Source organism: Chitinophaga rhizosphaerae (assembly GCF_003958645.1).
GTDB classification, from domain to species: domain Bacteria; phylum Bacteroidota; class Bacteroidia; order Chitinophagales; family Chitinophagaceae; genus Chitinophaga; species Chitinophaga rhizosphaerae.
The window spans coordinates 372713-397227 of the sequence record NZ_RXLO01000001.1 but is presented as its reverse complement, the minus strand read 5'-3'; the positions used below and the strand labels follow the sequence as shown (position 1 = coordinate 397227).

General features: G+C 54.3%; 16 protein-coding genes. 10 read left to right on the top strand and 6 right to left on the bottom strand.

The genetic code is table 11. The annotated features are described in order from the left end of the window. Nucleotide 1: 1 nt before the first annotated feature. The 6 genes from EJ361_RS01510 to EJ361_RS01485 form a co-directional block, all read right to left on the bottom strand. Complete coding sequence (locus EJ361_RS01510; protein ID WP_126243578.1) at nucleotides 2–766, bottom strand: class I SAM-dependent methyltransferase; 765 nt, start codon at nucleotides 764–766, stop codon at nucleotides 2–4. Next, nucleotides 741–1946: a glycosyltransferase family 4 protein gene (locus EJ361_RS01505; RefSeq protein WP_164714031.1), complete on the bottom strand. Its 1206-nt coding sequence runs from the start codon at nucleotides 1944–1946 to the stop codon at nucleotides 741–743. Before EJ361_RS01505 ends, EJ361_RS01510 begins: the two co-directional genes overlap by 26 nt. After that, nucleotides 1907–2932, bottom strand: coding sequence for an NAD-dependent epimerase/dehydratase family protein (locus EJ361_RS01500; protein ID WP_126243576.1), 1026 nt, complete (start codon nucleotides 2930–2932; stop codon nucleotides 1907–1909). The genes EJ361_RS01505 and EJ361_RS01500 overlap by 40 nt, the downstream gene beginning before the upstream one ends. A gap of 41 nt (nucleotides 2933–2973) precedes the next feature. Further along, a complete protein-coding gene (locus EJ361_RS01495) occupies nucleotides 2974–3906 on the bottom strand; it encodes a glycosyltransferase family 2 protein (protein WP_205686903.1) in 933 nt (310 codons plus the stop codon). An 83-nt stretch (nucleotides 3907–3989) separates the two neighbouring features. Further along, entirely contained in the window at nucleotides 3990–5009 is a 1020-nt protein-coding gene (locus EJ361_RS01490) for a sugar transferase (RefSeq protein WP_126243574.1), read from the bottom strand. 169 nt (nucleotides 5010–5178) lie between these two features. Beyond that, a complete protein-coding gene (locus tag EJ361_RS01485; RefSeq protein ID WP_126243573.1) occupies nucleotides 5179–5565 on the bottom strand; it encodes a response regulator in 387 nt (128 codons plus the stop codon). 520 nt (nucleotides 5566–6085) lie between these two features. Between EJ361_RS01485 and EJ361_RS01480 the strand changes: the two genes are divergently transcribed. The 10 genes from EJ361_RS01480 (at nucleotide 6086) to EJ361_RS01435 (ending at nucleotide 24515) form a co-directional block, all read left to right on the top strand. After that, complete coding sequence (locus tag EJ361_RS01480) at nucleotides 6086–7270, top strand: glycosyltransferase family 2 protein (protein WP_205686902.1); 1185 nt, start codon at nucleotides 6086–6088, stop codon at nucleotides 7268–7270. Next, nucleotides 7267–8484 carry an acyltransferase family protein gene (locus EJ361_RS01475; RefSeq protein ID WP_126243572.1) on the top strand — a complete coding sequence of 406 codons (1218 nt, stop codon included), beginning with the start codon at nucleotides 7267–7269 and terminating at the stop codon, nucleotides 8482–8484. Before EJ361_RS01480 ends, EJ361_RS01475 begins: the two co-directional genes overlap by 4 nt. Before the next feature lie 222 nt (nucleotides 8485–8706). Continuing rightward, a complete protein-coding gene (locus EJ361_RS01470) occupies nucleotides 8707–15459 on the top strand; it encodes a fibronectin type III domain-containing protein (RefSeq protein WP_126243571.1) in 6753 nt (2250 codons plus the stop codon). A gap of 101 nt (nucleotides 15460–15560) precedes the next feature. Next, complete coding sequence (locus EJ361_RS01465) at nucleotides 15561–17747, top strand: GumC family protein (protein ID WP_126243570.1); 2187 nt, start codon at nucleotides 15561–15563, stop codon at nucleotides 17745–17747. Beyond that, entirely contained in the window at nucleotides 17747–18844 is a 1098-nt protein-coding gene (locus EJ361_RS01460; protein ID WP_126243569.1) for an acyltransferase family protein, read from the top strand. Before EJ361_RS01465 ends, EJ361_RS01460 begins: the two co-directional genes overlap by 1 nt. A gap of 12 nt (nucleotides 18845–18856) precedes the next feature. Next, complete coding sequence (locus EJ361_RS01455) at nucleotides 18857–20206, top strand: flippase (protein ID WP_126243568.1); 1350 nt, start codon at nucleotides 18857–18859, stop codon at nucleotides 20204–20206. Next, complete coding sequence (locus EJ361_RS01450) at nucleotides 20203–21417, top strand: glycosyltransferase (protein ID WP_126243567.1); 1215 nt, start codon at nucleotides 20203–20205, stop codon at nucleotides 21415–21417. The genes EJ361_RS01455 and EJ361_RS01450 overlap by 4 nt, the downstream gene beginning before the upstream one ends. Before the next feature lie 93 nt (nucleotides 21418–21510). Next, nucleotides 21511–23007: an O-antigen ligase family protein gene (locus tag EJ361_RS01445; RefSeq protein WP_126243566.1), complete on the top strand. Its 1497-nt coding sequence runs from the start codon at nucleotides 21511–21513 to the stop codon at nucleotides 23005–23007. Then, nucleotides 23004–23705 (top strand): TolC family protein, encoded by a 702-nt coding sequence (locus EJ361_RS01440; RefSeq protein WP_126243565.1) that lies wholly within the window; start codon nucleotides 23004–23006, stop codon nucleotides 23703–23705. The genes EJ361_RS01445 and EJ361_RS01440 overlap by 4 nt, the downstream gene beginning before the upstream one ends. Nucleotides 23706–23717: 12 nt before the next feature. Beyond that, nucleotides 23718–24515 (top strand): carboxylesterase family protein, encoded by a 798-nt coding sequence (locus tag EJ361_RS01435; RefSeq protein WP_126243564.1) that lies wholly within the window; start codon nucleotides 23718–23720, stop codon nucleotides 24513–24515.

Sequence of the window (24515 nt, the reverse complement as noted above, 5' to 3'; positions counted from 1 at the left end):
ATTATTTATGCTTTTCCCAAACGGTAAAAAATCCACCGGTCATGCCGGCCGGCAGCAGGTCTGCGATCTTGCAGTCGAGCCGCTGGAGCGCGGGCAGTTTTTTGGTGATGAAAGAGAAGGGGAACACGTCTTCCAGGAAGTTGGCCTTGCCGAAACGTACGATGCGGAAGCGGTTGCCGGCAGACATGCGCTGCAGGTCGTTCCGTGAAAAGAACTGCACATGGTCGAGGTTATCCGCCGCCGATTGGACCGTGGTGCCGGAATACCCCATCGATTTTTTCAATTTCACGATGAGCTTCCAGGCCCATCCGTTGCTTTCGCGCATGGCCAGTACCGGGCGGGTCACGAGCAGTTCCCGCGGCCCGTTGCCATTCGGAACGGTCACGATGAGGATACCGTCGTCCTTGAGCGACTGGTACAGCACACGGAGCAGGGCGTCAGGGTCCTGCAGGTGTTCCAGCACTTCGCTGCAGATGACTACATCGAACAATGCGCCGGAGGCTACGAGCTCTTCCGCGCTTTTCACTTCGAAACGGGTGTTGGCGTTCTGATTGAGCTCGTTGGCCCGCGCAATGCTTTGCGGGCTGACGTCGATCCCCAGCACCTGGAATCCCTTTCCGCCGAGGTGGCGGCTGATGACCCCGTTGCCGCAGCCTACGTCGAGGATACTTGCGCCCGGCGCAAACCTCGACGAGACCGCGTCTGTGATGAACTGCAACCTTTTCTGGTCGGCAGCCCTGTTATATTCTTGCGTTATTTCGCTCATGTTGCTTGCTTGGTTGTCTTGAAACAATACGGAGATAGATGTCTTCGATCTGCCTCGCCATGCTTTCCTGGCTGAACCGGTCTTCGATGGTGGCTCTGGCCGCCCGCTGCAGGAAATTCCTGTTTTCCGGGTTGAGGTGAAGGGTCGCCAGCGCGGCCGCTAGTGCAGCCGGGTTCTTTTCCGGAACGATGACGCCGTTGCCGCCGTGGCGGACGATTTCCTTCGTGCCGTCCGTGGCCGTTGCCACTACCGCTTTTCCCATGGCCATGGCTTCGAGCAGGCCGATCGGCAGCCCTTCCCAAAGCGAAGGCAGGCAGTAGATGTCCATCGCCTGGAGGAGTGCCGGAACATCCGTACGGAATGGCTGGAACACGATGGAATGTTCGATGCCCAGCGATTGGGCCAGCTCCACGGCTTCCGCTTTCAGCTCGCCGTCGCCCACCATGAGCAGCACGATGTCGCGCTGCGTGCGGAGGAGCTCGGCGAATGCGCGGATCAGCGTTTGCGGATCTTTCTGCGCCGTCATTCTGGCGATGAATCCCACCACGGTTTTATCGGGTGAAATACCCAGTTCTTTCCGGACGTCGGGGAATTCGCGCGAGGGGTCGAAAATCCGCCGGTCGATGCCGTTGTTTACCACGTCGGCTTTGAACCCGGGGAAGTGTTTCGAACCGGTGTCGCGGTTGGAGGCAGATACGGCGATGTTGGCGGCGGAGGCCGATGTGAGCAGCCGTTCCGACCAGATCCGCAGTTGCTTTTGCACCCGGGGTTGATCGTCGTGGAAAGACCAGCCGTGGATCGTGTAGATCATGGGCCGTTTGCTCCACTTCGCCGGCAGCAGCAGGTTGCTGGCTGCGCGGGAACCGTGGGCATGCACGATGTCGATCCCTTCGTTTTCGATGAGTTGCTTCACCGTTTTCCAGGTGGAAGGATCGAATGCGCGGGTAGACGGGATGACGTGGTGGCTGACGCCCATTTCGCGGAGCCGGTCGATCATGGGGCCTTCCGTGAAGGAAAGCACCACGGGGTCGAAGCGGTCGCGATCGAGCGCGGAGACGAGGCTCAGCACGTGCGATTCTCCCCCGCCGATCAAGCCCTGACGGATGGCCTGCAGTACGCGTATTTTGCGGTGCTGGCTCATCACGCGGGAATAGTCGCGGGACGGGCAGCTTTTTCCCAACCCTGCGGAAGTTTCTCGTATATCTCGATGTTCTCGAATTCCTTGCTTTTGCGCGCGCCTACCACTTTCGCCCATTCGGCCATGCGGCGGATGCCTTCATCGAGTGATACGCCCGAACCGGCGCCGAAAATGGCGTGTGCTTTCGAGTGGTCGGAATAGGCATGCATGACTTCGTTACGGGCCGCCAGGTAATTGATGCTGGGCTCCACGCCGAAGCAGGCGCCTACTACTTTCGCCAGTTCGTTCACGGTGTAGGGCTTGTCTGCACCGATGTTGAACACCTGGTTGTAGGATGCGGGCGTATTCACGCTATGCGCGATGGGGATAGCCACATCGTCGATATAGCTGAATGCGCGGGTTTGTTCGCCGTCGCCAAAGATAGTGAGCTGCTGGCCCTGCATGATCTGGTTCATGAAAATGCCGATCACATTACGGTATTTGTCGCCGATGTTCTGGTTTTCGCCATACACGTTGTGCGGGCGGAATACCACGTAGTTGAGGCCGAACATTTCGTGGGCGGCTTTCAAATCCAGTTCCACAGCGTATTTGGAAACGCCGTAGGGATCTTCGGGCATGGGGGTCATATCTTCGCGCATGGGCAGTTGTCCGGCGCCATATACGGCGATAGACGACGTAAAGACGAAGCATTTCACCTTATGCTTGATCGATTCGTTGATAAGGTTGATGCTGCCTACGAGGTTGTTGTTGTAGTTGAACCGGCGGATGAAATGCGACAGTCCTTCTGCGGCATAGGCGGCCAGGTGGTATACGTAGGTAAACTTGTGTTCTTCGAAGAGGCTCGTCACGAGCTGATCGTCGGTGATGGAGCCCTGAACGAAGCGGGCACCTGCGGGAATGTGATCTTCGAAGCCGCCGCTGAGATCGTCGAGTACCACCACTTCGTGCCCCATTTCGAGGCAATGGCGTACTACGTGTGATCCGATAAATCCGGCGCCGCCGGTAACCAGTGAAGTAATTTTAGACATGTTTTGAACTTTTTTTATTGATTAAACGGGTGATGTGTGTATTAAACGGGGGAATATTTAGATTCCTTCAGGTTCCAGAAAGTTCCGCGGAGGAACGATCCGAGATGGTCGAATTTGCCTTTCAGCGTGTATTTCAGCACCGATTTCGGGAAGGTCAGGCAACCGAAGAACAGGTAGAAAGCGGCGAGCTGCCGTTTCGACGTGTTGCGGCGCATGTACAGGATGCGGTTGCGCGTCATGTAGTATACCTTGATGGGGCTTTCCTTTCCCATGGTGATGGATTCCTTGTGAAAGATCAGTCCGTCGGCGTTGTAGTAGATTTTATACCCGGCGCGGAGAATGCGGGCCGACCAGTCGGATTCTTCGTAGTAAATGAAGAATTTCTCCGCGAAGCGGCCTACTTTTTCGATCACCTCGCGTTTCACCATCATGGCGGCGCCGTGTGCGCACCAGGTGGGGCCGGAAGTGTTGTGCTGGCCGTTGTCTTCTTCCTTGCTGCCTACTGCCCAGGTGCGCCCGGTCAGCAAATTCATCTTATGGAAACCGGCATACTGGATCACGGTGGGGTGATGCCAGAAACGGATTTTCGGGCATACGACGCCGATGCTCGGATCGGTTTCGAACGGTGCGAGCAGGTGTTGCAACAGGTCTGGCGTTACTTCGGTATCGTTGTTCACGATAAATACGAATTCGCCTTTGGCATGCTCGATGCCGAGGTTGTTACCGCCGGTGAAACCGAGGTTTTCGGGACTGATGATAAGCTTTAAGTTGGGATAGTTCCCGGCTTCGATCTGGGCTGTGGGATCTACTTTGGAACCGTTATCGATGACGATCGTTTCGAAATGCGGGTACGTCAATTGCTTCGTCGATTCCAGGAACTCACAGGTAACGGCCGTCTGGTTAAAGTTCAATGCGATGATCGAAACCAGGGGCGCTGTTTTCAGCTGTTCCATATCTGGTAAATTCTGTTTCATTCGGTGTTGTTCGGTGATTCGGTGCCGGAATCCTTTTCCGGTGGGGTATTATTGTGTCCGGGCAGGCCCGGTCGTATTATTTATTATACGTTGTCTTTCTGGAGGAGCGCATTGGGCGTGCTGGCCAGGATCCACATGTCGAACAGCACGGTATGTTTCTGGGCGTACTCGATATCCAGCTTGATCCTTTCTTCCACGCTCATATCCTTCTTCCCTCTTTTCTTCACCTGCCAGAGCCCGGTGAGCCCTGCGGGCGCCATGAACCTTCCGCAATAGCTGTCGGTAGTGAGCGATGCGGCTTCGTACAGCGGCAGGGGCCTGTTGCCAACCAGCGACATATGCCCCAGCAGCACGTTCAGCAGTTGGGGGATTTCGTCGAGGCTGGAATTGCGCAGGAAGCTGCCGAGGCGGGTTACGCGCGGGTCGTTGCTGATCTTGAAGAATACGGGACCTTTTTCGCCGGTATCGTACTGGTTGAGATGGGCCATATCCTTCACTTTTTGGTCGGCGTCGTTGACCATCGTCCTGAATTTGTAGAAGTTGAAGATGCGGTAACGCTGGCCGGCGCGCCGGGAGATGTAGAAAACGGGCCCTTTCGATTCCAGTTTGATGAGCGCGGCGATGAGCAGCAGCAATGGGCTGAGGATGAGCAATCCCGACCCTGCGGCGAGGATGTCGATCCCTCTTTTTATATAATGGTTAACGTAGGCGGAAGGAGCCCTGCGCGGCTTGATGTCGCCGGCGGTCTGGGCGGGCCGGGTGGCGAGCGAGCGGAGGCGGATGGCCTGGTCGCGGATGGAAACGAATTCATCGACCGAAGTATCGGCCGTTACCACGTTATCGATGCCGCCGGCGGAGCGGATCTGGTGGCGGAGCTCCGGTGTAAGCTGTTGCACATATCCGAACATGGGCACGTCTGCCAGCGCATCAAGGGAGCGGATTTGCTTTACGAGTTCCGCGGGGCGGCCAGTGGAGCTGATGTTGCAAATGATATATGACGGCTTCACGTCCATCGGCAACTGGTCACGCAGTATTTTCGCGGCGGAGTGAATGCTGCTGACAACCAGGAGCCGGTCGGGCCTGTCTGGCTGCATGCGCTGCATGAATCCCGGATCGCCTATACAAAGCGCCCAGGACCGTGCCGCGCTCGCAGCCAGAGGTACTACCTTGGTCGTAACTTCCTTTTTTAGGGGTAATGACAAATGGTGAATCATCATGTTCGGATTATAGGTGTTATTCAATAGCTAATAGCGGTATCAGCGCGGATGCGTTTCATCCGTTCGCGGCCATGGGCAGCTGTCTGCTGAGCTGATGCCCGATTTTCTCTATAAGATCACGGGGGTCGAAAGGTTTGTTGATGACGTGCACCACGTTGGGGTGAACAAAATTGACATCGTGCAGTGAAATGCCGGTGAGCACCATTACGGGGATGTCGTTGAAAAGCAGGTTACTGTTCAGGTTGCTGATCAGCTCCCAGCCGTCTAGCCGCGGCATCTGGATGTCGGTAATGATAATGTCCGGTGTGTTGCCGGCTGCGAGCCACATCAGGGCGCTCAATCCGTCTTCCGCCGTATACACTTTATATTTATGTTGCAACATGGCTTCCAGCAACATCCTGATGTGCACGCTATCGTCTACTACGAGTATAGTCTTCTTCATTGTTTCCTACGTTTAGAAAATAAAGATTTAGTTTTCTTCCACTGCGGTGAACAGGCAAAAGGCATGTAGCCCCGCGTGGTCATCTTTGATTTTCCAGGGAGGATTTGGTCAGGTTTCCGGAACCATTGCAGCTATGATACAACGCTTTACGTTGACGCTGCGGCGCCGGCGGTTAAATTATTGCAGGAATTACTCAGAGGAATGGTTAGAATTATAGGGTCGTACAAAAGCTGAAGTAAAATTATAAGTTTATTTTCAAATCTCACAAATAAAATTTTTCACATTAGATTTGAAAAGAGGTCGGCAAACATTGGAGCATTACTTTCGTTCTTCGTACTGATGCAAAAGTACGTCACCCCAAAAAAAGATAATATCTGAAATTTGCGAATGCATGCTTTTTTCTCGTGAAATACGGATTATCGATAGTAAACGATGAATTTAAGTAAGTTGACGAGCGCAATAGTGATTTGAATATCAGGATTGTTATATAATTTGGCAGCTGAAATGCCCCCCAAACCAGATGATCACTATAAAAGTCATATTGTTTTTCAGTCTTTTTATCCTGTTTTTCAGTTATCTGGGATATGGGATAGCGATAGCCGTAGCCGTGCGGTTGAAGCGCATCTTCCGCCGTCCCAAACCCTTGCCGGACGGCTATTTCCCGGAAACAACACTGGTTGTGGCCGCTTACAATGAGGCCGGCTTTATCCACGAAAAAATCGCCAATACGCTTGCCCTCGATTATCCCGAAGGGAAGCTGCATATATTATTTATCACCGACGGAAGTACGGATGGTACCGATGCGATCGTGGCCTCCTACCCTTCCGTTCAGTTGATGCATGAACCGGCGCGACTGGGAAAAACGGCCGCACTGAACCGCGCGATGCAGCAGGTGCAGACGCCCATCGTTATATTCTGTGACGCGAACACTTTGCTGAACGATCAGGCAGTGAAGTGCATCGTGCGCCATTACCAGGATCCCCGGTGCGGCGGCGTGGCAGGAGAAAAGAAAGTGATCGCGGGGGAAGGCGGAGCGGAGAATGCGGAAGGCATTTACTGGAAATACGAATCGCTCCTCAAGCGGCTGGACGCGGAACTTTTCAGTGTGGTCGGCGCTGCAGGGGAATTGTTTTCCGTGCGGACGGAACTGTACCGCCCCGTTGAGAAAGACGTGGTGCTCGACGATTTCATCATTTCCCTCCGGATCTGCGCCGAAGGCTACCGGATCGCCTATGCGCCGGATGCCTATGCGATGGAAAGCCCTTCGGCCGGCATCGGCGAAGAGCATAAGCGGAAAGTGCGGATCAGTGCGGGCGGGTTCCAGGCGATCGGCCGGCTCGGCGGACTGCTCAATTTCTTCAGGCACCCGGTGCTGACGTTTCAATACCTGGGCCATCGCGTACTGCGATGGACGCTGGCGCCCCTGTGCCTCCCCGTGGCGCTCGTAGCCAACGTCTGGCTGGTGATGGCGGGATATGGAGGTATATACACGATACTATTGGCAGCGCAATGCGTTTTTTATGCCGCGGCTTTGACAGGCTGGGCGCTGGCTTTGCGCGATATCAAATTCAAACCGGCCTACGTGCCGTTTTACTTTGTGTTCATGAACGTGTCCATTTATGAAGGATTTTTCCGATTTATCCGTAAAAAACAGCAAGCCGCGTGGGAAAAAGCGGTACGCGCCCCAACACTGCAAAATTCATGAGTCAAGCACCCCATACAGCACCTTCCGGCCTGGGCCGAATTTCCAGCATGGACGCGCTCCGTGCACTGGCGATGTTCCTCGGCGTGGGGCTGCATGCGGCCATGCCTTACACGTTCCATCCGTTCGAGGGATTGTACCATGATCCGTATTATACCGACATTACGTACGATTTTATTTTCTTCTTCATCCATATTTTCCGGATGCAGTTATTCTACGTCATAGCGGGGTTCTTTTTCCGGCTGTTGTTTTTGAAGATCGGCACCAGGCCGTTTATCCGCCATCGCGCGCAGCGGATACTCGTTCCGTTCGTGGTGGGGCTGGTCACGATATTGCCGCTCACCTACCTCCCTGGTGCGGTGGAGCGCGTGTCTGATACGGGCGGGAGCTGGAATTGGGCGACGGTTCCAGCGGTGCTGAAGGATATTTTTACCTGGAGGGGGCCCCTGCATTTGTGGTTCCTGTATTATTTATCGATCCTTTATGCCGCAGGGCTCGTGATTTACCATTGCATGCGAAGCGGCGCCGCGAAGCGATTGCTGCCGCTGAAATTTTTCCACGGCGATTTTTCGCCCGGCCTGATCCTCGTGTTGATGGCAGGGGCGAGTTATATCAGCCTCTGGATGTTTGCGAGACCGTTCGTAGAGTATGCGCCGGGGCTGGTGCCGAAAGTTTCTTTTTTGACTTATTACGGGATTTTCTTTTTGGCCGGATGGGTGTTGCACCACCATATGCGACGGATTTTCCCATTGCTGAAGCGTTACGCGCTGCCGTTTACGCTGGCAGGCGTGGCGGTAGGATTTCTCGTGGGATGGGTGAAGATCGTGCCGGGGGCGCCGGAGGTGGACAGGGCGCTGCTGCAGGCTGGGGCCACTGCCACTACGATTTGCCTGGTAACGGGTGTGGCAGGCGTTTTTTTACGTTGGGTGAACGCCGAGCGGCCTGCCGTGCGGTACCTGTCGGACGCCTCTTACTGGGTGTACCTGGTACATGTGGGACTGTTGGGCGCCGTGCAGATGTATATCGGCCGGTTCGGGCTCTGGGGCCCGGCCAAATATGCCATCGCGCTTGGGGTAACCATCGCGGTAAGCCTGGCTACATACCAGTGGTGGGTGCGGTACACGAAGATCGGATTTTACCTGCATGGCCCCCGCAAACGGCCCGCAGTGGGGACTTTGTCGAAAAGTGACGTAGGTGGCCGCCAGCCTGCAACTTAAATGATTTGTTAATGCGCTTAAAATATTTGTAATAATGGAAATATTTCCTAGTTTTACATCCTGAATAGATGCCCCAACCTTATCCTCTCAAAAAAACCTCCACATTTTTTAACCGTTTTCCTTCGAAAAGCCGCTCAGTGATTGAGTAGGCCAAAAAATTAATGACTGTCCCATTCATTTGCTGGGTAAGTTTCAAATTGAACATACTGAAACACTTACCATATGCGACAATTTTACCTGTTACTATTAGCTTGCCTGCTGGGATTTGCTTTTCCCGGTTCGGCACAGGTATTTAATCCCGCTGACCCGGTGATTACCTACAACCCCAACGATCCTCCGGAAACGCCGGCCTGGGGCACCATTTCCAAATGGGTGCGCACCGTCCGCTCTTCCGTGAATTTCAGCAACAAGGATTCCTACAAATGCTATTACCTGAGTGGGATGCCCTTCCGCCTGAAATTCCCCAAATCTTACCAGCACGGTGTCAGTGATGGTAAGAAATACCCCATTTTCATCTTCTGGCATGGCCGTGGTGAAGGTGGTGGCATTTATGACAACGAGTATTCCCTGTACCATGGCGGCGGCAAGTTCTGTGCTGCTGTCGACAATGGTAATTTCGATGGATTCATCCTTGTTCCGCAAAGCACTACCGGCTTTTTCGGTCAACCCCAGTACGATTTTGTTAAACAGATCCTCGACGAGCTGAAACTCAACAACAAGCTCGACCCCAACAGGATTTTCGCGAACGGCCTTTCCGCCGGTGGTACCGAAACATGGGAATTCATGTTCCGCTATCCCAAGGAAGTAGCCGGTTTCCTGCCTATCAGCGGTTGCTCCATCGCCTACCGCGACCAGGTTAACGTTTTCAAGAACATCCCCTTGTGGATTTTCCAGGGCGGGCTGGACAACAACCCCCACCCTTCCACCACCACAGCCGTTGTTACCGCCGATCAGGAGGCAGGTGGCAATGCTAAAATGACGCTGTACCCCAACGGTGGCCACGGTATCTGGAACACCGCATGGAACGAACCCGATTTCTGGCCCTTCATTAACCGCCAGCACAAAGCGAACCCCTGGCCCGCATTCGGTCACAACGAATTCTGCCCCGGCGAAACCGTAAGTGTTGTGCTCGGACTTACCCCGGGCTTCGACGGTTATGAGTGGCGGAAAAACGGTACCCTGATCGCAGGTGCCACCACTTATCAATACACGGCCACGGAATTCGGCACCTACGATGCCAGGATCAGGAGAGGCACCGAATGGTCTCCCTGGTCGCCCACACCCGTAGTCGTTAAACAGAAAGAAGCGACCCAAACACCGCCGCTTGCCATCTCCGGACTGATGAGTAAAGTCATCCCCGCCGTAGACGGCAAAAACTACGTAGTGCTGACCCTGCCCGAAGGTTATACTTCTTACCAATGGCGCAAAGTTGGCGACCCCGCCATCATCGGTACCGCACAAACGCAGACGGTGAACGCGCCCGGTCAATACCAGGCGAACGTGACCGAGAAGTTCGGTTGCTCCAGCGAATGGTCCGCTCCTTTCACCATCATCCCCGCCAACGGCCCCAATCCGCCGGCACCCGCATCCGGCCTTACCGCTACCGCCATCAGCAAAACAGCGATCACGATCGATTGGACAGACAATCCGAATGCCGTTTACAATGAAACCGGCTACGAAGTGTACCGTTCCAATTCGGCCGGCGTCAATTATGAGCTGATCGCCATCACGGCTCCGAATGCGGTTACGTATACCGACAACAATCTTTCGCCCAACACGAAATATTACTACGTATTGCGTGCGGTGAATACTACCGCCGCTTCTGCAGTAAGCAATGAAGCAACGGCTACTACGCAGGTAGACAGCAATCCGCCGACGGCTCCTTCCAACCTTGCTATTTCCGGAACATCAACTACCTCCGTGAAACTGAGCTGGGGCCCGTCTTTCGACGACGTAGGCGTATTCAAATACGACATCTACGTAAACAGTCTCAAGTCTTACACCGTAGATGCCACCGAAGACGAGTTTACCGTGTTCAACCTGAAATCGGACAGCCTGTACACCTTTGTGGTGAAAGCCCGCGACCTCGCCGGCAACACTTCTACAAGGAGCAACCAGGTAAGCACCCGCCCCGTAGCGAACGGCCTTAACTACCGTTACTATGAAGGCAACTGGTCTGCACTGCCCGACTTCAACACCCTGACGCCGATCAAGACGGGTATTTCTGAAATTCCCGACCTCAGCGTGCGTAACCGTAACGATCAGTTCGGTTTCGTATGGGAAGGCCAGATCCGCATCCCGGTTACCGGTAACTATACTTTCGTGACCAACTCCGACGATGGCAGCAAGCTGTGGATCGATACCGACTACGACAATGCCGCCACGCCGCTCGTGAACAACGATGGTCTGCACGGCACGCAAGACCGCCAAGGCACCAAGTACCTCACCGCAGGTATGCACAAGATCGCCATGGCGTTCTTCGAACAGGGCGGCGGCGAAGCCATGACGGTTTCCTGGAAGAACACCGCACACGGCGTTGGCAGCACCAAGCAAACCATCCCGGCCGAATACTTCAAAGACCTGAACACCGCTCCGGGCGGCGCCCTGCCGAAAGCTCCGGGCAATATCAAAGCCACCGCACTGTCTTACAACAAGATCCAGCTCACCTGGTCAGACAGCAGCAACAACGAAACCGGCTTTGAAATCTACCGCGCCGAAAGCGCCGCCGGTCCGTTCAGCATCGTGAATACCACCGCGGCGAATAAAGTAGCGTACCTGGACAGCGGCCTCAACGCCTCCACCGCTTACTACTACCGCATCCAGGCGATCAACAAATATGGTGCTTCCGGATTCCACCCCAACGAAACCGGTGGGTTCTCTTACAGCGCCTATAACACGTCGACCTCCATCACTTCCCTCCCGAACTTCAACACCCTCACGCCGGTAGCAACCGGTCTGACTTCCAACGTTACGCTGGACGTTCGCCCGAAGGATGATGCCTTTGCGCTGAAGTTCTCCGGATGGATCAATATCCCGGTTACCGGTTCCTATACTTTCTATACGAACTCTAACGACGGCAGCAAGCTGTATATTGGTAATTTCACCGAGTCTAACCTCGTGGTAAGTAACGACCACCAGAACGGGCCGACCGAAAAATCGGGCACCAAGTCGCTGACGGCCGGTAAATACCAGATTCACGTTACCTATTACGAAAGGAGTGGCAGCCAGTCGCTGACTACCAGCTATGCCGGCCCTGGCGTGAGCAAACGCCTCATCCCCGACTCGATGTACGTGAACAAGAATGCGACGGCCAAAACGCTCGCCATGCCGGCTATCCCGGCTGCGCCGACCGCCCTGGCACTGACCGCGCTCAGCGGCAGCAACATGGAGCTGAAATGGAACGACAACTCCACTACCGAAACGGCATTCGACCTGTATCGCTCGGCCAACGACGCGTCCAACTTCCGCCAGTTCGCTTCTATCCCTGCCAATGCAGGATCTGAGGCCACCTACATCGATACCGGCCTGTTTGCCAATGTGACCTATTATTATAAGGTGTTGGCGAAAAACGAAGGCGGCAGCTCCGCATTCAGCAATACGGCCAGCAAAACCACGCTGAACACGGCACCGGCCCTCACGCCGCTCGAGAACCGTTCCGTACGTTATGGTACGCAACTGGTCCTGGCGCTGACCGCTACCGATCCTGACGGCGAAACCATCACGATCACTTCCGCGAACGTACCTGCATTCGGCCAGTTCAACACCAGCGGCGGCACAGCTACCCTGACGTTCAACCCCACGCAGGCCAACGAAGGCGTGTACAACAACATCACCGTAACGGCAACGGACCAGCATGGCGGAGTAACCAACTCTTCCTTCAACCTGACCGTTAACGATAACTACTCTCCTGTAATCGGGGCTGTAACCAACGTTTCGCTGAACGAAAACGCTACGGCTAACGTTGCCCTTTCCGCTACCGATAACAACGCAGGCGAAACCGTGACCTGGAGCGCAACCGGCCTGCCGGCCTTCGCAACGCTGACGCCTTCGGGCAACAGCGCCAGCATCGCGCTCGCACCGGGCTTCATCGACGCAGGTACCTATGACGTAACCGTGAAAGCGGACGACGGCAGAGGCGGCATCGATACCAAGTCGTTCACCATCACCGTGAACGATGTGAACCCGAGCAGAACGATCTTCGTGAACTTCACCGACGGTTCTTACCCGGCGCCCGCACCGTGGAACAATACCAACAAACAGCCGGTGCTGAACGATCTGTTCGCCAACCTGAAAGACAATTCAGGCGCCACTACCAGCGTGGGTATCCGCGTAACGAGCAACTGGGGCGCACTGGGCAACGGTTCTAACTACTTCGGTACTACAACCGGCAACAACTCCGGTGTGTATCCCGATAACGTGATGAAGACCGCTTACTGGAGCAATACCACGGCGCAAACGTTCAAACTGGTAGGCCTCAGCGCAACCAGCAAGTACAACCTGACCTTCTTCGGCGCGCGTGCAGATGTGACCGATAACCGCATGACCAACTACACCGTTGGCGGTACTACCGTTTCCCTGCAAAGCGCGAAGAACACGCAGAATACCGTTTCCATCAACAACATCTCGCCCGACGCCAACAACGAGATCCTGATCACATTGAAAAATGGCACCGGGTCGGTATACAGCTACATCAACGCACTGGTGATCCAGGTGAACTACGACGACGGCAACGCGCCGGCCAAGCCGACCCAGTTCGCTGCAACACCGTCTACCGATGGCGTGGTACTGAGCTGGAAAGACGTAGCCTTCAATGAAGCTGCCTACGAAGTATACCGCGCATCCGCACCCGCTGGTCCGTTCACCCTGCTGAACCCCGCCGGTGGCAATGCCAACGCTACCAGCTTCACCGACGCAACTTCCGTGGCCAGCACGCAATACTACTATACGCTCCGCGCTGTGAATGACCACGGTCCTTCCGGTTACACCGATACCATCGGTATCCTGACCGGCAACAACAACCCGAAATTCGACAGCATCGGCAACGTAAGCATCAAGAACGACGAAACCTTCACCATCCCGCTGCATGCGACCGATGATGCCGGTGACGTGGTGACCCTGCGTTCTACCAACCTGCCGCCGTTCGCAACCCTGACCGACAATGGTGATGGTACCGGCAGCATCAGCATCGTACCGTCTTCCGGAGATGTTGGCCGCTTCGCGAACATCAACGTGACCGCTTCCGACAATCATGGTGGCGCTTCTACCCGGACGTTCACCCTCCAGGTGCGTGATAAGAACATTACCACCGTGTATGTGAACTTCAACCAGACGCTGCCTGCAGACGCTCCGTGGAACAACTTCAACTCCTATCCCGGCGCCAACGCGGCGATTGCCAACCTGGCCGATGAAACCGGTACCCTGTCCGGCATCCGGATCCAATTGCTCGATGGTTTCTCCGGTACCAATACCGTGGGTTCCACAACTGGCAACAACTCCGGTGTGTACCCCGACAATGTGCTGGCGAGCAACTATTATTCGAATGAAACTACCGCCCGGAGGATCCGCATCTCCAACCTGAATGCCACTTACCGTTACAACCTGATCTTCCTCGGAAGCCGCCAGGGTAACGATAACAAGAACACGGATTACACCGTGGGCAGCAGCACCGTAACCCTGAACGCGGCCAACAACACCCACAACACGGTTCAGATCAACGGTATCAGCCCGGATGCGTCCGGCAACATCGACTTTACCGTTAAACAGGCTAGCGGTGCAGCTTACGGTTACATCAACTCCGTAGTGATCCAGTACTACCTCGACAACGGTACGCCGCTCGCGCCGGGCAACGCCACCGCGCTTGCCAAGTCCAAAACCAGCATCCAGCTGAACTGGCTCGACAATTCGAACAACGAAACCGGGTTTGAAGTATGGCGTTCTACCGACAAGGTGAACTACACCCTTCTCGCAACGGTTGGCAACAACGTGAACACCTATACAGATAACGGCCTCGGCATCGACACCCGTTACTACTACAAGGTGCGCGCACTGAAAGCCGCCATCCAGTCCGATTTCAGCAATATCGCCACTGCGGCAACCTTCCGCAATGCGGTGTACATCAACTTCAACGTGTTCAACCCCGCAGGTGCTCCCTGGAACAACACCAACTCCGCTCCTGCACAGGGCCTCGAATTCCCGAACCTGAAGGATGATAATAACGAGAACACCGGTATGACGATGGTGATCCACAAAGCCTTTACGGGCGATAATCCGTTCGGTATGAACACCGGCAACAACAGCGGTATTTATCCCGACAACGTTATCAGCAGCACGTACTGGGTGGATATCAACGAAAGCGGACAGCTCAAGATCAAGGGCCTGAACCTTGCCAAGAAATACAACTTCGTATTCTTCGCAAGCCGGAATGGCGCGGGCGACCGTACTTCCATCTATAACATCAACGGACAGATGGTTTCCCTGAACGCCGGATACAACATCAACCAGACCGTGCAGATCAACGACGTATCGCCCGACCAGAACGGTGAAGTCCTGATCTCGGTAACCTCCGGCGGACAGTCGATCTACGGTTACATCGGCGCCCTGGTGATCCAGTCGTACACACCGGAAGCCAGCCAGATCGATCCGGACCTCATCCTCCAGAAAGCCGCCAACAACAAAGGCGAGCAGATCCTGGAAACCGGCGTCAAGATCGATAAGACGTACCCGAATCCGTTCATTTCCAACGTAAACGTAGAGATCATCAGCGACGGCAAGTCTCAAAACAACTTCATCCTGAATGTGACAGACGTTTCCGGCAGATCGGTACACACGAAGATGCTCGGCAAACTGCCCGCAGGCACGCACCGCGTACTCCTCGATATGGGCTCCAACCGCATCCCCGGTGGCCTGTACCTCCTGCAACTGGTAGATGGAAGCAAAATCGTCAACTCGGCTAAACTGATAAAAAGCAATTATTAACGATTTTAACCTTTAAATGATTACCGAAAAAATCCGGGTCAAACCGGATTTTTTCGGGTTTGTCGGATTAAAAAATTTCACACTTTAACAAAAGCATCCATATGGACCTGATTTATCTGCTGAAAGCGTTATTGAGAAGGAAATGGTTGATTATCATTTGCACTCTGATGGCGGTTGTCGGTGCCTTCTTGTTAACCATGAACCAGGAAAAGCTTTACAAATCCGTTTCCCAGATCGCTACCGGCTTCACCAGTAACGAACAGGTGAAACTGAAAGACGAAAGCTTTAACATTTACGAGATCGACGCCAAGTTCAGCAACGTCATCGAAGCCCTGAAATCGCCACGAGTACTTGGCATGACCGGTTACAACATGCTGCTCCACGACCTTCAGAACCCCGGTAAGGAGTTCCGCCAGTTGACCCCGGAAGACAAAAACAGCGATGTATACAAGGCCATGGATAAAGAAAAGGCCATCAAGATACTCAGCCAGAAATACAACGAGGAAAAGCTCCTCAGCTCCTACAATCCCGAAGAACGGCAGGTGCTGGAGATCCTCAAACTCTACAAATACGATCTCGAAACTTTCCGCTATGTACTCTACGCCAACCGTGTGGCGCGTACCGATTATATCGACATCCAGTACCGTTCGGTGAATCCCGAGCTGTCTGCCTATTTCGTGAACCAGATCGTAACCGAGTTTTTCCGGAACTACGAATCGTCCCGCAATATGCAATCGGCGCAGAACATCGAAACGTTGCAAAAGCTCGTAGACCAGAAGAAAAGCGAGCTGGATAGCAAGATCAGCAATATTAAAACCATGGGTACGATGGACGCGTCCGTGGAAAGCTCCAGCAAGCTGGAACAGATCAGTAATTTCGAGAACAGACTGGCAGACGAGCGTACCTTAATGAATACCGCTACCCTTTCGCTGCAGCAGGTAAACGCCCGCCTGGCGGAAATCGACCAGAGCAGCAGTGCGGCCGCCGCAAGCGGGAACACCGCCAACAACGAACTGGCGAACCTCCGCAAATTAATGAACGACGCATTGAACGAGTACCAGGCCAAAGGCAGCAACAACACCGAGCTGTACAATAAATACCTCGCCAGGAAAGCGGACTACCGCAACAAACTGGTAGCCATGGCCGCCGTTTCGCCCGGTGCAACCGGCGGCGCGACCAAAGCCGATTTGCTCCAGAAGAAAAGCGACCTGGAGCTCCAGATCAAAAGTTCGCAACAGAATATTGCCGATTACGAGACTAAAGTCCGCCAGCTGAACTCCAGCATCGGTGCAGCCGCATCCCGCAGCGCCAACAACCTCGCCCTTCAGAAAGAAGTGGAACTGGCACAGCAGGAATATGAGGGCGTAAAAACCCGTTACGATGCGGCCCTCAACAACCGCATCGCGCCGATGGAGAACTTCCGTCAGATTCTGTATGGCCAACCTGCCGTAGAGCCGGAGCCCAGCAAGCGCCTTTTGATCCTGGCCATGGCCGCGATGGCGATGTTCGTGTTCTGCTGTATCTCCATCATCTTCATGGAATACATCGATCTGTCCATCAAAACCCCTTCCCAATTCCAGAAGGTGACAGACCTGCGCCTCATGGGCGTGGTGAACCGGGTTAACATGAAACGCGTCACTTTCAGCAATATTTTCACCGACGATGCGCTCCCCGCGCAAAGCAGCGCATTCCGCGAACTGCTCCGGAAGCTGCGCTACGAAGTGGACAACAGCGGGAAAAAGGTTTTCCTGTTTACCAGTCCGCGTGCCGGCGAAGGCAAATCCACCATCATCAAAGCCCTGGCGCACAGCCTGAGCCTCAGCCACAAGAAAGTGCTGATCATCGACACCAATTTCCCGCATAATACGCTCACGCAGGATTTCGATGCGAAACCCGTGCTGGAGGATGCCACGATCACCGAAACAGGCAGCCTCGATAAACAACTCGTCAACCTCGTTTCCCCTTCCGGCATCGAACATGTAGACGTGATCGGGTGCCGCGGCGGACAATTCACGCCTGCGGAAGTACTGCGCCCCGGTAACCTGCTGGAACATATGAGCGCACTGAAATCGCGGTACGACTTCATCTTCATGGAAGGTGCGCAACTGAACGAACGGTCAGACAGTAAGGAACTGCTGAAATATGCCGATACCATCATCGCCGTTGTATCGGCCAGATCGAGCATCAAGCAGACCGACAAGGAATCCATCGAGTACCTGGCATCGCTGAACGGCCACTTTACCGGCGCCGTGCTGAACCTGGTAGAGCAACAAAATATCGATCTCTGATGAGTCAGACGCAGAACGGCATGGCAAAGGGCAACAGGCTGGCGTGGATAGATTACGCCAGGGGCATCGCTATCATCCTGGTATTATACCGTCACATCTTCGAAGGGATCACCCGTTCCGGTGTGGATGCGGCCGAGTACCAGTGGCTGGAGAACGCCAACATCATTTTCTACAGCTTCCGCATGCCGCTGTTTTTCATCCTGTCGGGCATTTTTATCGCCAAAAGCCTGGCCAAGCGCGATTTGCAGGGTCTTATCCGCAATAAATTCAGCATCCTGTTTTATCCCTATATCTTGTGGTCGTTCATCCAGATAACGATCCAGTTCGCCCTGAGCGGATATGTGAATGCGGACCGGAGCTGGGCCGATTACGGGTATGTATTCCTGTATCCCCGCCGGATCGACCAGTTCTGGTACCTCTACGCCCTGTTCAACGTGACGGTCCTGTACATCATCGCGCGGGAAAGGCTGAAGATGAAAGTGGGCGCGCAACTGGTGCTCGGCGCGGCGTTGTACCTGTTAAGCAGTTATGTTTCGGTACAGCACGTCGACCTGGGTTTCCTTTACGACATTTGCCATTACTACGTGTTTTTCGCTATCGGCGAACTGGTCTCCAACTGGATGCTGGATCAGTCGAAGTACACCATTTACAGTTCCTGGAAACTGTTTCTCGTACTGTTGCCGGTGTTTGTGGGGGGACAATGGTACTTTCTGCACGCCAATCTCCAGCATGGCAGCACGTTGTATGTGGAAGAATACCAGCCCGTGCTATTTGCGGTGATCGCACTGACGGGGTGCGCTTCGATGCTCAGCCTGTCGTTCCTGCTGCAGCGCTACGATGTACTGAAGCCCTTGAAGGTGGCGGGTTTCCATTCACTTTACATTTACGTTTCGCACGTGCTCGTAGCTTCGGCGGCGAGGATGGTGCTCGTTAAAGTTTTCGGGATCACCAGCGTGCCCGTGCTCCTGGCGATCTGCCTTCCGCTTGCGGTGGTAGTCCCGATCCTGCTGTACCGCCTGGCGATGCGCTGCGGGGCCTGGTGGCTGTATAGCCTGGAAAGGCCCGTTCCGCAGAAAGTAGCAACTATAAAAAATTGAAGTAAAACCGATATGCCTGCACCTACATACTCATACTGGCTGAAATCCGGCATCTACAGCGGATTGCAGAAGGCCGCCGTACTTTTGTTCGGAATCGGGAGCGTGCTCTTGCTCACCCGCTTCCTGACCAAAGAACAAATGGGTGTATGGAACCTCTTCCTCATGATTACCGGTATCATCGAAATATGCCGGCAATCGCTCGTCAAAAATGCGGTGATCAAATATATCAACGGCCATCCTGCGGAATCGCACCGGCACATTGAAGGTGCGGCGCTGGGGCTCAACGTGGTGATCACGCTGGTAACGGGGATCGTGCTCGCCGTAGCCATCGTTCCGCTTTCCCGCGTTTTACAGGCGCCGGGCCTCGACCTGGTGGTATGGTACTTTCTGCCGGGGCTGCTATTGCTCATCCCCTTTTCCCATTTTGAATGGATGCAGAACGCGAACGCGGATTTCAAGGGGATTTTCTGGGCGTACACCTGCCGCCAGGGTACGGCCTTCGGCCTGATCGTAGCGCACCTGGTGTTCATGGGGCCTATCGGGCTGCTGGACCTTGCACTGTATTTCAGCGTAGGTATCATGGCAGGAACAATGGCGGGATGGTTCTTCGCACGGAAGTTCATTTCCGGCGCGGTGAAGTTCCATGCGGAATGGATGGGCAGGCTCTGGCAGTTCGGCCGCTTCGTATTCGCCACCAACATCAGTTCCAGCATTTTCCGCAATACCGACCAGTTCATCGTTTCTTCCCTCATCTCCGCGCCCGCCGTGGCCATGTACGGCGTTTGCCTGCGGGTATCCAACCTGGTAGATATGCCTTCGCAGGTACTGGGCGACATCCTTTTCCCCCGCAGCGCCAAAATGATGGAAGGCGGCAACCTGGCCGGCGTGCGGTATTATTATGAGAAAGCAGTAGGTTCCATTCTCGCCATCGCCGTACCGGCCAGCATCGTTATCCTGCTGTTGCCGCGCCTGGTGATCGGTATCATTGCCGGCGCCGAATATCTGGAAGCCGCTACCCTGCTGCAACTGACGATCCTCTACGGACTGTTTCTCCCTTTCATCAAACAGTTCGGCACAATTATGGATTCAATCGGCAAACCAAAAATGAACTTTTACGTCATCACCACTACCGCGCTGCTGAATATTCCCATATGTTACGGGTTTACGAAAGCCTTTGGGCTGCATGGCGCGGCGTACGGGATGATGACTTCCTATTTCATCTGTTTCCTTATCACGCAAGTCTACCTGCGGAAGACACTGGGCACGAATTTCCTGCGGACGATCGGTTATACCGTCCGTTTTTACCCGGAAATGTACCAGGTGCTCCGTCAGCGTTTCATCCTAAAAGCCGGCTCCGAATGATCAAGAATAAAGATATCATTATCGTGGGGCTGCAACCCTGGGACATCGAGATCGGCAGCAATTGCAAGAACATCGCTGCCGTGATGGCCCGCAGCAACCGTGTGTTGTATGTTAACCGCGCGCTGGACCGCATTTCCGCGTTCCGCGGAAAAAATGATCCGAAAACGATCGTACGCAAGCAAAGCATCGCCGGCCAGGCGCCCGACCTGCGCAATATTGCGCCCGGACTCTGGACGCTCGATCCCCGCACCATGCTCGAATCCATCAACTGGATCCCCTTCGCCGGGCTTTTCGACCGGTTCAACCGCATCAACAACCGCCGGCTGGCCAGTGCCATTAACGATGCCGCGGCGCGCCTCGGGTTCAGGGACCCGCTCCTTTTCATCGACAACGATTTTTTCCGTGCCTTTTACCTCCCCGAAATGCTGGACGGTATCAGCAGCACGATCTATTATATACGCGACAATCTCACCAGCCAGCCTTATTTCCGGCGCCATGGCGTGCGGCTGGAACAGGCGCTGATGGCAAAAGCGACCCTCGTTGCCGCGAATTCCTCCTGGCTCGCATCGTATGCCCGCCGCCACAACCCTTCGTCGTTCGACATCGGCCAGGGTTGCGATTTCAGCTGGATGGAAAAAGGCAACGGTTCGGCGAACCCGCTTCTGCAGGACAGTGGTAAACCGGTGGTCGGCTATGTGGGCGCCTTGATCGCTTCGCGGCTGGACATCCGGCTGGTAGAAACCCTCGCCGCCAAACACCCCGAATGGCAATTCGTGCTCGTAGGCCCGGAAGACGAAGCTTTCCGCCAAAGCTCCCTCCATGCCATGGACAACGTCCTTTTCACCGGCAACCGGCCGGCGGCGGAGCTTCCGTCCTGGATACAATCGTTCGACGTGTGCATCAACCCCCAGCTCGTAAACCCGATGACCATCGGGAATTACCCGCGTAAGATCGACGAGTACCTGGCATTCGGCAAACCCGTAGTAGCCACGGCCACCGAAGCGATGAACATGTTTGCGCCGTATGTATATTTATCCCGCAACGCAGACGATTACGCAGCGGCGATCAGGAAAGGCCTGGCGGAAAGCGATACCGGAATGCCGGCACAGCGGCGCGCCTTCGCGCTGTCGCACACCTGGGAAAATTCCCTGGCGGCACTGGAACGCGCGCTGGATTCCGTAACACTTAAAACAGCAGACAATGCCAGATAACAGATTTTCAAACGACAGGATCCTCGAGATCATGGTAACCGCGTTCCTGGCGTTCACGATGATATTCCTCTGTCTCAAAATATTGTTCTTCTAATGAAAGCGCTGACCGCATTTATACTTCGGAACCGGACGGTTTCTTCACTGGTAGACACCCCCTACTTCTGGGTGGCGATGGCGCTGGTGGCAGGGGCGATCGGATATGCCGTGAGCTATATCGACGAGCGCCTGGGGCTCGTTATCGCCGCAGGGCTCATCGGTATCGCCGTGGCCCTGGTCTGCCTTTTCAATACCCGGAACGGTTTTTATATCGTAACGGTGCTGGGGTTCTTCATGTTTTACATCAAGCGGTTCGCCGACGACGCCATTCCCATGGGGGCGGTTGGCGATGTGTTGCTGGCGGTTACCTTCCTGGGGATCTATTACCGGAAAACCGTGCTCAAGGAACGCTTGTGGAAATATTCCAGCAACGTCATCACCCTGCTGTACGTAATTAACTTCGGTTTCTTGATGGTACAGCTTTTCAACCCGTCGATGTACTCCGTGGCCGGATGGATTTTCACGGTCCGGAAGGCGCTGAATTTCATCATGATTTATTTTATCGGCCTGCATATTTTCCATACCCGGCAGGCGATCATCGATTATGTGAAATTATGGGTGGTCTTATCTGCCATTGCAGGGCTGTATGGCTGTTTCCAGCAATGGTTCGGATTGCTCGGTTTTGAAATGAACTGGGTAATGTCTGACCCTATCCGCTATAAACTTTATTTCCAGGGCGGTGAAATCCGGAAGTTCTCGTTCCTTTCCGACCCCACCTCATTCGGGATACTCATGGCGCATGGGGTCGTATTCTCCATCATCCTGCTGCTGAACGCGGAAAGAAAACGCGACCGGAAGTGGCTCTTCCTTTCCACTTTGTGCATGGCGCTGGGGATGGCCTATTCGGGGACACGCACGGCTTATTTCATGATTCCGGCGGGATTGTCGTTGTACGTGCTGATGACCATTACCAACCGGAGGACGATGTTTTTCGCCATCGGGTTCATGATGCTGTTCTGTGTCCTGATATTCGGCCCTTTCTACGGCAACGGCACCATCAACCGTATCCGTTCCACTTTCGAGATGTCTGACGATGAATCGTTGAACGTGCGAGACGAGAACCGCGCCAGGATACAGCCTTATATTATGAAGCACCCCCTGGGCGGCGGCGTGGCTACCAGCGGTGTGTTGGGCCTGGAATATAACCCGGAGCACCCGTTGGCGGGGTTCCCGCCGGATAGCGGCTACCTCCGCGTAGCCATCGAAACCGGGTGGGTAGGGCTGATATTGACATGTACCATTTATTTCACGATCCTTTTTACCGGTATCCGGAACTATTACCGGAGCCGATCGCGGGAATTTAAAATTATTTACCTTGGTATCGTCGCCAGCATCTATGCGTATATCATCGCGAATTATGCGCAGGTGGCCATCGGGCAGATACCGGGCGCGCTGTTCTTTTACAGCGCCGTAGCCATCATCGTGAACCTCCGCGGGATCGAAGAGGCCGCTCAAAATCAGGATTCAAAAATTTCTAAAACAAATGCAATATGAAAAAGCAAGCATTTATTCTCTCTTTTCTGCTGATCTCCGCGCTGCCTTCGATCGCGCAGACTAACCCGCAGCAGGCCCCCAAAAGCCAGCAGGCCATCAAGGACAAACTGGTGGAACTGGCGCTGAATAACCCCGCCATCCGTATCCGTACCGCGGAGCGCGACAAATCCGTGTCGGAGTTGGCCAAAGCTAACGGCAACTGGCTGAATTATGTAACTGCCAGCATGAACCTGAACGAGATCACCCTCAGGATGCGCGATCTTGGCGGCAACCAGAACGGCACCCAGCTCTACTATCCCCTTTGGAACGTAGGTATCAACGTGCCCCTCGGTTCCTTCATCGGCAAGGCCAACGACGTAAAAATCGCACGCCGCAATATCGATATCGCCACCGAGCAACAGGAAGTTGCCAAACGCCAGATCACAGCGCTGGTGCTGACAAAATACCAGGACTACATCACCACGAAACAGCAACTCTCCATTCAACAGGAGCTCAATGATGAAGACCAGGCAGCATTCGACCAGGCCGAAGCCAAATTCGCTACCGGCGGCGTCACTTATGAACAATACAGCGCCATTTCCAAAAAATACAACGACGGGCGCGTGAGAAAACTCAACCTTGAAAGAGATCTGATCGTTGTGGGGCTCGAGCTGGAAGAAATTATCGGCCAGAAGCTTGAGACTGTTGTAGGTAAATAAATTCTCAATTACATGTTACGGTTCACAAAAAAGCATATTCCTGCTGCGCTCATCAGTATGTTACTGTTGACGGTTTCTACCGCTAAGGCGCAGCAAACCAGGGACACCGTCCAGCTGAAAGCGACTGCTTACAGCACGGTGAACTCGCTGGTATTCCTGCCAGACGGCTATCGCGTATCGAAGATGGCCTACCCGGTCATCATCTACCTTCACGGTAAAAGCAAATCCGGGAACGATCTCGGAAAATTGCTGCTGGAAGGGATTCCTTACTGGCTCAACCGCGGTAAGAAAATAAGGGCCAAAAACCCGGCAGACGGAAAGTTCTACGACTTCATCGTCGTTTCTCCGCAGGCGCCCAGCTGGGGACTGAAGCCGGACGAGATCGAAAGGTTGCTGAACGATGTTTGCGCCAAATACCGCGTCGATCCCAGCCGCATTTACATGACCGGATATAGCGCCGGCGGATGGGCCACGGTAATGGCATTGACGGAAAAGCCCGCGCTTACCGCGAGATTCGCAGCCGTAGTTCCCATGTCGGTGTCTACCATCGACGATAAAAACCGGAAGAATTTCAAAATGGTCGCAGACGCCAAAGTGCATAGCTGGTACTTTGCGGGAGATCAGGAATTGCATTTCAAGGAAGACAGCCAGAAGTACGTAGACAGCACCAACAAGTACGGCCCCGGCCTGGCGAAGATGACGGTGGTGCCCGGATTCCGGCATCATTCCTGGATTTCGCTCTACGATCCGGCTAATAAACATGGTGTCGGTATGAACATCTATGAATGGATGCTCCAGTACCGCAAATAA